Source organism: Brasilonema octagenarum UFV-OR1 (assembly GCF_963888615.1).
Classification (GTDB): Bacteria; Cyanobacteriota; Cyanobacteriia; order Cyanobacteriales; family Nostocaceae; genus Brasilonema; species Brasilonema sennae.
In genome coordinates this window covers 1-14,143 of sequence record NZ_CAWPKW010000252.1, presented here as the reverse complement: position 1 = coordinate 14,143, position 14,143 = coordinate 1, and the positions used below count along the sequence as shown (strand labels likewise).

Below are 14,143 nucleotides of genomic sequence, written 5' to 3'. Positions count from 1 at the left end.
AAAAGTAGTTGTAAAACAAGACTCTAACTAAAGTAGTCAACTATGGATAAGTTTCACGGAGCAGATAAAGATGAGAAACATTACTCTCGAAAATATCACTCAAGCCGTGATTGAGCACGGTGATCAAGGCAAGACTCATCCACGCCTTTATGAGATTTATGCCAGCCTGATTCGACATCTGCACGCCTTCGTGCAGGAGGTGAATCTGACGGAACAAGAGTTATCGCTCTTGCGCGATTTTATCATTCGGGCAGATCGCTACACAAAAGAGATACCGAATGGGGAAATTCATATGTTGCTCGACGTGCTGGGAATCTCAGAGCTAGTGGTTCTGTTGCATAACAACAGTAGCACAGCTACGGAAAGTAATGTGGAAGGTCCTGTCTATGTAGCGGATGCACCAGAGCGCAACATGGGCGATCGCCTCGGAATCGATCCCGACGGCAATACGCTCTTCCTATCAGGACGCGTCTTAGACCGGAACAACAAACCAATTGTTAATGCGCTTGTTGATGTCTGGCAGTCAAATTCAAAGGGACTCTATGACCTTCAAGATGCATCCCAGCCAAAGGGTAACTTCCGAGGTCGTTTCAGAACCAATTCCGACGGCTCCTACGCATTTGAAACGGTTGTGCCAATAGGGTACACTATCCCATCAAGCGGACCGTGCGGTGAGCTGCTGCAGCTTTTGGGACGACATACCCTGCGAGCAAGCCATATCCATTTTAAGTTGAGTGCTACAGGCTATATACCCCTGACTACACAAATTCATATTGATGGAGATCCGCACCTCGATTCAGATACAACGTTCGCAGTCAGATCTGCCATCCTCAAGCTGCAAAAACATGAAGCATCCGACAAACTCAACGCATACAATCAAAACAAACCTTTCTATACAGCCGAGTTTGACTTTGTGCTACAACCGAGCGACGAACAGACAGATGCGGCTTAGAGCTTGGACGGTTACTCATCACGTCGAGATAGCATCGATTCCCAATCGGGTTGGCAAAGATTTAGTCCGAACGTTCACATTGAATGGGAATCGAGTCACACTAAAAACGCCACCGACCGAAACTGATGGAGTCCTGAAGGTTTTTGAACTGGTGTGGGAACGTGTGGAGCTATGATGATATCGACTCGTATATAAAGCGATGGGACGCAGTGCCCGCCCTCCGTGCCATCGCTTGTCAATTGTCACAAGCATACATCATATCTTGTATCTATCCATAGAAAACCGTATAAGCTAATAAAGATGCAAGGGTAAGCTAGATAATTTTTCTTGGCTTTTCTCGCGCTCATAAAGGATTTTTGGTTTAATACTTAGTGATCCAATACAATAAATTTTTCTTGGTGCAAAATGTGAGATACCAAACTTTCAAGAGTCCAGATACGCTTAATTTTCTGCTCACGGCAAGCGCAGAAAGCTTTCCTGTGGAGAAGACCGTCAGCCCCTAAGCCCTGTGGACACACTACGTGTATGCCTACGGCACGCTTTGCGCTTACAAAGTTCACGCATTCAAGACCCCACGCTCCCGACCAAGAATTCAAAATCACGGAAGATTGGAGCCTCGCTCCGCGAGGAGCTATCGCTTACGGAGGAAACCTCCGCTCCAACTTCTCTCAAAATTTTTAAACCTTAACACAAAATTAGGTAGCAAATATGGATCTTTTGATAGATGACCTTGTAAAAAATCAGAAAATTGATGGCAAAAATCTAACTATTCCCGGTTACTTTATCCGCAGCACCGCACCTATCAATATAGAAGATGATAAGTTGAAAGTGGATGAAACTTTGCCGACAATTGATGATGTTATAGACCATCTTTATCAAAACAGTCAATCGCAGACAGAAGAGTTAGGATTGGTTATTCAAATTCATGGTTATAATACTGGTGTTAAGGATGGACAGAAAGACTATGTACGCGAAGATTGGGAACAAGTTTGCAAATATCTGAATCAACAAGACAATGCTCTGAAAGATAGAAAAAGTAGCTTTGTTTATTTAGGTTACCGATGGTCATCGGAAAGTGTTCCTTCTAGCCTGAAGAATGCATTTAATTCTTTACCGAGTTTACTACAATTTTTACTATATAGTGGGTTAGCAATTACTGCTATTGGTATTTTATTATTATTTTTATTCTCGTATTCTTGGTTTGGAATTTTGATTTTGGCAGGTCTGTGTGTAGCTTCTTTTGTTGGAAGTTTATTCTTTTTGAGAATTATTGTTTATTTCCGAGATGAATATCGCGCAAGATATTATGCCGTGCCAGATTTGATAGAATTTATTAGACAATTAGATCAAGGTTTAATAGAGCGTTATACCCAACATTTTCTTTCCAGCCAAGCTTTTTTATATGATGAAAAACAAGCAAAAAAACAAGCAAAAGAGGAGTGGGATAAAAAAAGAATTAAGTTGACATTTATTGGTCATAGTATGGGTGGATTCATCACAACAGAAGTCGTGCGAGTTCTCTCTGACGTCTTTGATCAAAAATCTATTGGTAATGTCAAGAATTTGAACAAACAACCATCATCTAATATTGGTCGTGTTTTCAGTTTAGGTCGGTTGATTTTGGTTTCTCCAGACATTCCAGTAAATACTATTCTTTCAGGACGGACTAATTTTTTACGCTCTTCTTTGCGTCGTTTTGAAGAAGCTTATCTCTTTAGTAGCGAGGGAGATGTAGCATTACGCCTTGCTTCAACAGCAGCTAGTTATTTCTCTTTTCCAGCTAGTACTCGTACTCAAGGATATCGACTTGGTAATGTGACAGTTAATTTACCAGACAAAAATGTTTATGGAATTGTGAATTTAGAGCAGATAAAGCAGAGATTGTCAGCAAATAATCAGCTATTTGTTTCTAAGAAAAAATTCGACCATCTACTTAAATATCTTGGGGTTAAGGTTTTAAACAAGCAGGAAGAGCGAAACCTTTTACAGAATAAGAAAGACCCGGAATCTTTAGTTCCTAAAAGTGAAGATCCAGAATCAATCGCTGATTTGTTTACCTATTTTGATTGTACAGAATATCAAGATAAAACTGACTACCCAGGTCGTGATGGCAAAACAATCAATGTTCTCATTTGTCCAAATCAAAAATCTCCGTTGAAACTTTGGCAGTACATAAGGCTTCTCAAGGCTTTTTTTGACTCTTTTAACAACAGTTCAACAGGGATAGATGTTCATGGCGGTTACTTTCATGGTTATTTTAGTAAATTGATAATTTACCGTCTGGCTTTTGTGGGATTTGAGGGTTTACTAGACTCTTTAATATTAGAACAACCCAAGGAATTTGATCTGATAGCACCTCCTGATTTACAGGAAAAGCTCAATATAAGTGGAGAATTGAATACAGTGGAAAAACATAAAATTGCTCTGGAATATTTTTCTTGGATATGTGAGCAAAAAACTATTCAAGTTGCAGCTTCTTCAGAACGTTACTATGTCGATGTTTTAAATGAACCTCGCAAGGAAGTTAGAGATGCATTCTTATCACAACAAAACAATGAGTCTTGATAAGCATCTATACTTAGAGATCGAAAGTCAAGCTGATTACCAAACCAATTATCAAGAATAAGAAGCTAGAAAATCTGGTGAGAGAAGTTCTAAATGAACCAGTATCATCTAATATTTCATTCTATGCAGACTTGAAAAACGGACAACGCCCCCAAGTGAGTCAGCAGGAAGTGAAAGTTGTCGCGCAGAAGATAGTTCTTCCAGAGGCTACAATCCATGTATCAGAGTACGAGAATCCAGACAACAAAATTACGCTTCACGTAACCCATAACAGTGCAGATGTCGCTGAGTGGGTGCGTCAGAGTGATAATTTCGCCTCTAACCCTGAAACTTCCGTACCCTCGAATCTAGTAGGTATGCTGACTAGCGTCACAGATGTTAGCCGTAATAGTCGCTATATTATAGATGGTGAAAGCGGAGAGATTGTTGAATCAAATGTGTTATCTCATTCGAGGTATACTTGGGGTGTAGGACTTTACACTTACTGCGATCGCTTATCAACAGGTCTACCATCAGGACAGCTAGAAAATATTTACTGGCAGTCTTCAGGTTTTTGGCAAGAACTATTCACAAAATTTATCTTCGATTTGTACAAAGATAATGAAAAGCGGATAGTGTCACCAAAGAAATTACTTCAAGCAAACAATCGACAAAACAAACCTTCGTGTCTATTCCGTCTAAATACAATAGACATGAAGATTGCTTACGCCTATGAGTTCCCTGTTACTTATGAAGATGGTAAATCGAACAATCACATGATTTTATCTCCGCAATTTGTACCCCGCGTTCATGGTGCTGGAAGTTCAACAGATGGTTACATTGTTTGTACCGTTGCTTCAGAAAACAGCGATGAAATCTGGATTTTTGATGCCAAGAATCTTGCTCAAGGATCTGTTTGCAAACTCGATCATCCCGAGCTAAATTTTAGTTATACAATACATACAACTTGGTTACCAAAAATTGCACCTCGTACAGCAACTTATAACTGTCCCGTGCGCGAAGATTATCAAGAGCAAGTCACTCGCCCTTCGGGCTCAAATTCAAAGTTCAAAGTTCAAAATTCAAAATTAAAGACAATTAGTAGGAGCTTGAACTCTCTACGCTATTGTTGACCACAAAATCAAAGATTATGGTGGGGGCTCTGACCCTCATTAATTAATTCAAAAAAATTCTTCCGGATTGAACTTTGTTCGCCTTTGGCGTGCCCTTTGGGCATATTTTGAATTTTGAATTCAAAAAAGGTCAAGAAAAATTCTCCAGATATTTAAGAGTTGTTTGAGACGGAAGTTTATCCGTATTTTGAGGGAAAATCAGTTAAGTGAACTGTTTAAATTGTTGGATAGTTATTAGACTTTTTGCAGAAGTAGGGAACGCTTAACAGGGAACAGAACGTCGTAAAATCTCATTTTTGCAAGAGGTCTATTATTGACAATACCATTTATCTCGTTTCCATGCTATGGATGGAAACGAGATAAATTTTGTAAAGATACAAGATACAGAATTAGATAAACACATCCTGGATTATGATTACAATTCCTGGCATTGAAGTTAGTACGCATATCTACGAAAGTGCTAATACCCTGGTTTATCGAGGTATGCGAACTCAGGATAAAAAACCTGTTATTCTCAAGGTTTTGAACAAGAAATATCCCACTCCTGAGGAACTGGCTAGGTACAAACAAGAATTTGAAATAATTAGTTCGTTAAATATATTTGGAGTGATAAATGCGTACACGTTAGTTAAATATCAGAGGACTTTAGTTATTATTTTGGAGGATTTTGGTGGCGAATCTTTAAGATCTTTCATTCAGACTAGAAAATTAACACTAGCAGAATTCATTTTAATAGGCATACAGAGTGTTGATAGTTTAGCTAGAATACACTCGGCTAACATTATCCACAAAGATATTAATCCTTCCAATATCGTTTATAACTCAGAAAACGGGGAACTCAAACTTATTGACTTTGGTATTTCGACAGTTTTTTATCAAAAAAGTTTCATAACTAAAAATGTCGATACTTTAGAAGGTACCCCAGCCTATACTTCGCCAGAGTTAACTGGTAGAATGAATCGTTCATTCGATTACCGTGCTGATTTTTACTCTTTAGGAGTAACCTTTTATGAACTGCTAACCAGTCAATTGCCTTTTGAAACAACTGATTTGATGGAGTTAGTACATTGTCATATTGCTAAACAACCTGTACCTCCTCATGAAGTCAATCCAGAGATTCCCCTGGTTATTTCCAATCTTGTGATGAAATTGTTGGCGAAAAATGCTGATGATAGATACCAAAGTGCCTGGGGAATCAAAGCAGATTTAGAAGAAAGTTTATTCCAACTCGTGACAAACGGTAAAATTTCAAATTTACCCATCGCTTGCCAAGATGTTTCTCAGAAATTTCAAATTATCCAAAAACTATATCACAGAGAACGAGAAATTGAAACTCTACTCACAGCATTTGGGAGAGTGAATGATATAAATCATGATACACCTCCTAGAAGTGAAATGATGTTGATATCTGGATATTCAGGAGTTGGAAAATCAGCTTTAGTCCAAGAATTTTATAAATTATTGACTCAACAGCAAGGTTATTTCATTTCTGGTAAGTTTGATGAATTCTCTCGCAATATTCCTTATTCAGGATTGATTCAAGCCTTTCAGCAATTAATCAAACAACTGTTAACCGAAAGTGAATCACAGATTAATTTATGGAGAAAAAAATTATTAGAAGCATTTGGCTCTAATGGTCAAATGCTTATTGATGTCATCCCGGAAGTAGAATTAATTGTTGGTAAGCAATCATCACTTCCTGTATTGTCATCGACAGAATTTCAAAATCGCTTTCATCTAATCTTTAAACATTTTATTCAAGTTTTTACCCAACCAGAACATCCACTAGTCATCTTTATAGATGATTTACAGTGGGTAGATAATGCTTCAATGCAATTGATACAACTGCTGATGACAGCAGAAAATAGTCAATATTTGTTTTTGATTGGTGCGTACCGTGATAATGAAGTGGATGGGAACCATCTATTGAAGCTAACATTAGATAAAATCCAAAAATCTGGGACGATTGTCAATTATCTTCACCTTGAGCCTTTGGATTTACAAAATGTTAATCAGTTAATCGTAGATACCTTCAATTGTTCTTTTGATAAAGGAAAATGTCTAGCAGAATTACTTGTTCGTAAAACGAATGGCAATCCTTTCTTTGTCAACCAGTTTTTGCAATCATTATATCAAGAAAGATTAGTAGACTTTGATTTATCTCCTGTTACCTATGAGAGAAGATGGCGATGGAATTTGGAGCAAATTCAAGCGAGAGACTTTACAGATAACGTCGTTGAACTAATGGTGAGCAAGATTCAGAAGTTATCTTCGGATACGCAAGAGGTGTTGAAGCTAGCAGCTTGCATAGGTCATCAGTTTGATATTCAAACAATAGCAAATATTTCTGAAAAATTACCAGAAGAAATATTGAAATCACTGTGTGAACCAATTGAAGAAGGTTTCATCTTACTCTTGAAAGATGCTTACAAGTCGATTGATCCAGATTCGTTACAAGAAACAGACTCTGTCAAGGGTGAATACAAGTTTGCCCATGACAGAATTCAGCAAGCAGCATATTTTTTGATTCCGCAAGAACACAGAAGCGCGGTTCATCAAAAAGTAGGTCAACTGCTGCTGAAAAATACTCCACAAGATAAGCGAGAACGGAAAAATTTTGATATTGTTAACCAATTAAACTTGAGCATTGAATTAATAAATCATCAATCATATCGAGATGAATTAGCTTCGCTTAATTTAATGGCTGCTAAAAGAGCGAAAGGATCAGTCGCGTATGAACCAGCATTGAGATATCTGCAAATTGCCATGGACTTGTTGGCAGAAAATAGCTGGGATAAGCAGTATGATTTAACACTGGCGTTGTATGTGGAAGCAACAGATGCAGCATATCTCAACACTAATTTTGAGGAGATGGAGAGATTGGCTGAGGTGGTACTGTGTAACGCTAAAACTTTGCTGGATACAATAAAAATATATGAAGTGAAAATCCAAGCTTATATGGCACAAAATCAGCCATTGCAGGCTTTAGAAATTGTGCTACCAGTCGTGAAATCTTTGGGAGTGAATTTTCCAGATAAACTGAGTCAATCGAATATTTGGATTGGTTTACTAAAGACAAAGATATCTTTGGTAGGACATCGAATTGAAGACTTGATTGACTTACCAACAATGACTAATTCCTACAAAATGGCAGCAATAGACTTATTATCTCAAGTAAGAGTAGCAGCATATTTGACTTCTCCACCGCTGTATTCTCTTATTGTGTTTGAAGAAATTAATTTATTAATTAAATATGGAAATACTTTTGACTCTGCTTTTGTCTATGCTGCTTACGGGATGATTCTTTGTGGAGTTGTGGGAGATATTGATTCTGGATATAGATTTGGTCAACTCGCTATGAAAACTTTAGATAAATTCAATATGACACGTAAAAAAAATAGAGCTATGCATGTTATTAATAGCTTTATTAAAAATTGGAAAGAACATGGAAACAGAACCTTAGAACCGCTGATAGAAGCCTATAAAAGAGGGAAAGAAAATGGGGATTTTGAATTTTGCGGTTATTCAGCATTTATGTATTCTTTTAATGCATATTGCGTTGGAGAAAATTTGAGAAAACTAGAACAGCAGATATGTTCATATAGTCAGACTATGAATCAGCTAAAACAACAAACGATATTCAATTATTTACAAATCTTACACCGAACTATCTCGCAATTAATGGATGAATCTGAGGATAAGTGTTCTTGTCAATTCCTGGGTGAGTTTTACAACGAAGAGAAAATGCTTCCACTTCATTTAGAAGCGAATGATAAAACCGCAATTTGCAATATCTATTTCCACAAAATGATTCTTTGTTATTTATTTCAGAATTACCATGAAGCTGTTAAAAATGCAGAACTCGCTCAAAAGTATTTAGGGAGTGCTACAGCCTCACTCCTTATTCCTCTATTCTATCTCTATGATTCTTTAGCACGACTCGCCGTTTTCAAGGATGTTGCTGAGTCAAAACAAAAATTTCTTTTAAAACAAGTTACTAATAACCAGAAGAAAATGAAAAAATGGGCAGATCATGCTCCCATGAATTATCTACACAAATTTTATCTAGTGGAGGCTGAACGTGATCGCGTGTTGGGCAAAAATAGAGAGGCTAGGGAATATTATGATCGCGCTATTGCTTTAGCACACGAACATGAATATCTTAATGAAGAAGCCCTCGCTTATGAATTAGCAGCAAAGTTTTATATAGATAGAAACCAAGATCATCTTGCTCGTCACTATTTGCAAGATGCTCACTACGCCTATCAACTCTGGGGGGCTACAGCCAAAGTAAAAGATTTGGAAGCCCAATACCCACAATTTCTGAGTCAAGCTCATAAAACTGATCTTAAGACGACTTTATCCACATCAACAACGGGGCAAAATATATCCCATGTATTAGATTTACTAAGTGTACTTAAAGGAACACAAACGATTTCTGGCGAAATCATTCTACACAACTTACTCGCAAAGTTGATGAAAATCGTGATTGAGAATGCAGGAGCACAAAAAGGCTTTCTGATTCTGCATTCCCAAACAAAGTCTCTTAACGAGGAGGATAACTGGGTGATCGAAGCTACAGGAAGTGCAGATTCGGATGAAGTTACAATTATGCAATCAATACCAATAAACTCAGTAAATACCGATAATTTACATCCTTTTTTATCAACCGCCATCATTAACTATGTCGCCCGCACTCGCGAAAATGTGGTCTTAAATGATGCTCTGCATGAAGGACAATTTACCCGCGATCGCTACATTCTCACCGCTCAATCCAAATCCATTCTCTGCACTCCTTTATTGTATAAAGCCAAACTCAGCGGCATTTTATATCTAGAAAATAATCTTACAACAGGTGCATTTACTCCAGAACGTGTTGAAGTGTTAAGAATCCTTTCTGCTCAAGCCGCCATCTCAATTGAAAATTCCCGTCTTTACGAGCAGTTAGAGGATCATAGCCGAACTCTGGAACAAAAAGTGAAACAGAGAACTCAGCAATTACAACAGAAGAATCAGGAATTAGCAAATCTCTTGCAAAAACTTAAAGCGACTCAATCTCAAATTATCGCACAAGAGAAATTGGCTTCTTTAGGAGCTTTGACAGCAGGTATTGCCCATGAAATCAAGAATCCCTTAAACTTTGTTAACAATTTTGCTGAACTTTCTGTAGAATTAACCCAGGAACTGCTTGAAGAGATTTCAAGTCAAAAAGACCGATTAGATCCAGAATCTAGGGAAAACATAGAAGAAATATTAAATGATTTGAAACAAAATGCTAAAAAAATCAATGAGCATGGCACAAGAGCAGATAATATAGTGCGTGGGATGCTCATGCATTCACGGGGGCAAACTGGCGATCGACAACTGACTGACATCAACGCCTTGCTAGCTGAGGCTATTAGTCTAACTTATCACGGAATGCGTGCCAAAAACCCTTCCTTTAACATGAACATAGAAACTGAATATGATGATAAGCTTGGTAAACTCAATGTTGTGCCGCAGAGCATGAGTCGTGCTTTTATAAATATCATTCATAACGCCTGCTATGCAGCGTGTAAAAAGAAAAAGCGTTTGTATGTGGATGTAGAGCACGAGGCTGAGGGTTTTTCGCCTATCCTTTTTGTCAGGACGAAAGATTTGGGTGAGGAGGTAGAGATACACATCCGAGATAATGGCGAAGGCATTCCTCAGAAAGCGCTAGATAAGATTTTTAATCCTTTTTTCACCACTAAACCACCTGGTGAGGGAACTGGTTTAGGTTTATCTATTACTCATGATATTATTGTCCAGCAGCATCAAGGAAATATCAGGGTGGAAACAGAAATGGGAAGTTATACAAAGTTTATCATCACTTTACCTAAAGTTGTTCCGTAAGAAAACAGATGAAAACATGAAAATAATGGTTGTAGATGATGAACAAGATGTTCAATTTTTATTCTAGCAAAAATTTAGAAGAGAACTAAAAAAAAACCTGATTAGTTTAGACTTTACCCTGTCTGCAGAGGAAGCATTGAAAAAAATACAAAGTCAAACTAAACTAATCGAATGCCTGTCCCTGATATTGGCGGATATCAATATGCCTGGGATGAATGGCTTACAGTTACTCAAAATTATCAAACAAAATTTTCCTAATTTAAAAGTCTTTATTATTACTGCTTATGACGATGAAGATAATTATCTAATAGCTAAAAAATACGGAGCTGATGAATATATTACTAAGCCAATTCAATTTGATAAACTGAAAGAGAAAATCTTTAGTGCATGAAGAGTCCCAATCAGAGAAAAAACTATGCCGCCAAAAATACTGGTTGTGGATGATGAGCCTGACTTAGAAATACTCCTTTGTCAGGCATTTAGAAAAAAAATTCGGCAAAAGCAATTCCAATTAATTTTTGCTCAAAATGGTTTAGAAGCACTAGAAAAGCTGCAAGCGGAACCGGATATAGATATCGTTTTAACTGATGTCTATATGCCAGAAATGGATGGGCTAACTTTGCTTACGAAACTTAATGAGTTATATCCGATCATTAAAGCAGTTATTATTTCTGCTTATGGTGATATAGAAAATATCAGAACGGCTATGAATCGGGGTGCTTTTGATTTCCTAACTAAGCCGATTAATTTTCAAGATTTAGAAATCACAACCAACAAAACTCTGCAGCATGTGCAACGAATAAAAGCAGCGCACGAACAAGAGCGTTTAGCACAGCACGCTCAAGCAGAATTATTAACTCGTTTACAACAAGAGGTGACTGAACGCCAGCGAGCAGAGGAAGCATTGCGCGAAAGTGAGCGAAAATTGACTCAATTTCTGGAAGCTGTCCCAGTAGGAATATTTGTCATTGATGCCAACGGTCAACGCTATTATACCAATAAGAAGGCACAGCAGATACTTGGAAAAAGTATCGTTCCTGAAGTTCAAGTAAGTGAATTTCCTAAGATTTATCAAGCTTATGTAGCGGGCACAAATCAGTTATATCCCTTTGAGGAGCAACCCATTTTACGAGCGTTTAACGGCGAAAGTGTAACCGTTGATGATATAGTGCTTCAGCAAGCTGACAAAATGGTTCCCATAGAGGTGTCAGCAACTCCAATTTATGATGATAAGGGAAAAATTATCTATGCCATAGCCGCCTTTACTGATATTACCCAACGCAAACACGCAGAAGACGAACGGATTCACTTTACCCAAGAATTAGCACACAAAAATACAGCCTTGCACCAGGCAAAAGATGCATTAGCCCAGTCCAACTCTACCTTGGAAGAAAAAGTCGAGGAACGTACTCGCCAACTGTCTCAAACATTAGAAATTCTGAAAGCGACTCAAGCTGAACTGGTTTTTGAAAACGCTTTGCTCAGAAGTGCAGAACAATCCTCAACCTTTGATTATCAAGTTGGCGGTAGTTTACCGATGAATGCTCCTACTTATGTGGTACGAGCCGCAGATCGTCTCCTGTATCAAGCACTCAAGCGCGGAGAGTTTTGTTACATTCTGAATGCACGCCAAATGGGTAAGTCAAGCCTCATGGTATGCATGATGCATCGTCTCCAGCAAGAGGGGTTTACTTGTGCAGCGATTGATATCACTCGCCTTGGTTCTGAAAACGTCACTCCTGCTCAATGGTACAAGGGATTTGCTGTGGAGTTATGGCAAAATTTTAATTTGTTTGGAAAGGTGAATCTGAAAGCGTGGTGGAACGAACAAAAAGATTTATCGTCTATTCAGTGCTTGAGTCGGTTTATAGAGGAAATCATACTAGCTCAGGTTGAGAGTGAAAAGATATTTATCTTTGTCGATGAAATTGATACTGTTTTGGGATTGAATTTTCCTGTTAATGACTTTTTTGCTTTGATTCGCTTCTGCTTTAATCAACGCGGTATTAATCCAGAGTATCAACGTTTAACTTTTGCTTTATTTGGAGTCGCAACACCTTCTGATTTGATAACTGATCTTCAAAGAACACCCTTCAATATTGGTCAAGCAATTCAACTCAATGGCTTTCAAATCCATGAAGCTCAACCTTTGCTTTATGGATTAACAGAGAAAGTCAGTAATCCACAAATCGTGCTCAAAGAAGTGTTAGCCTGGACAAACGGTCAACCTTTTCTGACTCAAAAGCTTTGTAAATTCATACGCCGTTGTTCATCTCCTATTCCGACAAACGGTGAAGCGCAATGGGTTGAGAATTTAGTGCGAAATTATGTGATCAAGAATTGGGAATCTCAGGATGAACCAGAGCATTTGAGAACCATACGCGATCGGCTTTGCCGCTGCGCAGAGCGCAATCGCATTCTCAACACCAAACTAAAATCATCTCATCTACTAAAACTATATCGACAAATTTTGTCTCAACAAGAAGTCGTCTCTGTTGATAGTCCAGAAGAAAAAGAGTTGCTATTGTCAGGTCTAGTCGTCAAGCAACAGGGTGTTTTAAAAGTGCAGAACCCGATTTATCAATCAATATTTGATCATACTTGGATAAGTGAGCACCTCTAAACAATCAGTTATCAGTTACCAGTTATCAGTTATCAGTTATCAGTTTTTACTGTTCACCCTTCGGGTTCGCCAGTTGCCTGCGGAGGGAAACCCTCCCGCAGCACTGGTCTCACTGTTCACTGTTCACTGTTCCCTATTCCCTCTTAACTTTTGAAAATTTGCCTTTGTGCTTCGTACAACATCAAAGCGGCAGTAATTGCCACGTTTACAGATTCTACCCCTGGACTCAGGGGAATTTTTACTTGTAAATCTGCTACTGCTGTCAATTCTTTTGACAAACCAGCACCTTCATTCCCTAACAAAATTAAACTGGGTTTGCGCCAGTCTACATCCCAATAAGTCAAAGTAGCACTGGGTAAGGTTGCAACAACCTGCATTCCTGCTTCCCTACTTTGCTGGACTGTCGTTTTCAAATCAGGACTCATCGCCATTGCTAGGCGAAACCACTGTCCAGCAGAAGCACGTAATACTTTTGGATTGTCTAAATCCACACTATCTTCACTCAGCCACAACCCAGAAGCCCCAGCAGCTGCTGCAGTCCGAATTATCGTACCCAAGTTGCCTGGATCTTGTACAGTTTCCAACCCTAGCATTATACCAGTAAACGGCACTTCCCCAAAGCGATCGCTTCTTTTTGCCGTCGCAACTACGCCATCTGGTTGTACTGTGGTGGCGATCGCCTTTAAAACCTCTTCACTTACAATTTCTGCTCGTTCGCAAAGATCACAAGCTTTTTGCCATAGCACACCATGGCTGTCTTGCCATTCTGGTGTACTGCACACTGCTTCCAATGGGTAATTCGCTGCACAAGCTTCCTCTAACAAGTGCGTCCCTTCTACCAAAAACAACTGCTGCTGGTGTCTTTCTTTTGAGGAGTGGAGTTTGCGAATTTGCTTGACTAGGGAATTTTGTAAACTTGTTAACATTAAAGTTCTGAGTCATGACTGGTAATTAACAGTTATCAGTTACCAGTTATCAGTTATCAGGTAGGAAACGGACTCGTCCACCCCTTGTTCA

Annotated in this window: 7 protein-coding genes and 1 pseudogene; 7 read left to right on the top strand and 1 reads right to left on the bottom strand. The window is 38.5% G+C overall.

Going from position 1 to position 14,143, the window contains the following annotated elements:
- Positions 1–70 precede the first annotated feature (70 nt).
- The 7 genes and pseudogenes from AC5590_RS20570 (at position 71) to AC5590_RS20540 (ending at position 13,126) form a co-directional block, all read left to right on the top strand.
- Positions 71–952, top strand: a complete 882-nt coding sequence (locus AC5590_RS20570) for a dioxygenase family protein (protein ID WP_169265306.1) — start codon at positions 71–73, stop codon at positions 950–952.
- The gene (locus tag AC5590_RS20565; RefSeq protein ID WP_246162583.1) at positions 942–1,127 is read left to right on the top strand and encodes a lipocalin-like domain-containing protein; all 186 of its coding nucleotides are present in this window, start codon (positions 942–944) and stop codon (positions 1,125–1,127) included. Before AC5590_RS20570 ends, AC5590_RS20565 begins: the two co-directional genes overlap by 11 nt.
- Positions 1,128–1,660: 533 nt before the next feature.
- A complete protein-coding gene (locus AC5590_RS20560; protein WP_169265305.1) occupies positions 1,661–3,517 on the top strand; it encodes an alpha/beta hydrolase in 1,857 nt (618 codons plus the stop codon).
- A 77-nt stretch (positions 3,518–3,594) separates the two neighbouring features.
- Complete coding sequence (locus tag AC5590_RS20555; protein ID WP_169265304.1) at positions 3,595–4,629, top strand: carotenoid oxygenase family protein; 1,035 nt, start codon at positions 3,595–3,597, stop codon at positions 4,627–4,629.
- Positions 4,630–5,040: 411 nt separating this feature from the next.
- Positions 5,041–10,503 (top strand): trifunctional serine/threonine-protein kinase/ATP-binding protein/sensor histidine kinase, encoded by a 5,463-nt coding sequence (locus AC5590_RS20550; protein ID WP_169265303.1) that lies wholly within the window; start codon positions 5,041–5,043, stop codon positions 10,501–10,503.
- A 91-nt stretch (positions 10,504–10,594) separates the two neighbouring features.
- A pseudogene (locus AC5590_RS20545) lies at positions 10,595–10,894 on the top strand (response regulator); the annotation flags it as partial.
- Positions 10,895–10,918: 24 nt separating this feature from the next.
- On the top strand, positions 10,919–13,126 hold the full coding sequence (locus AC5590_RS20540) for an AAA-like domain-containing protein (RefSeq protein WP_169265302.1): 2,208 nt from the start codon (positions 10,919–10,921) through the stop codon (positions 13,124–13,126).
- A 143-nt stretch (positions 13,127–13,269) separates the two neighbouring features.
- Here the strand turns inward: AC5590_RS20540 and AC5590_RS20535 are convergent, their stop codons facing one another.
- The gene (locus AC5590_RS20535) at positions 13,270–14,052 is read right to left on the bottom strand and encodes a TrmH family RNA methyltransferase (RefSeq protein WP_169265301.1); all 783 of its coding nucleotides are present in this window, start codon (positions 14,050–14,052) and stop codon (positions 13,270–13,272) included.
- Positions 14,053–14,143: the final 91 nt, after the last annotated feature.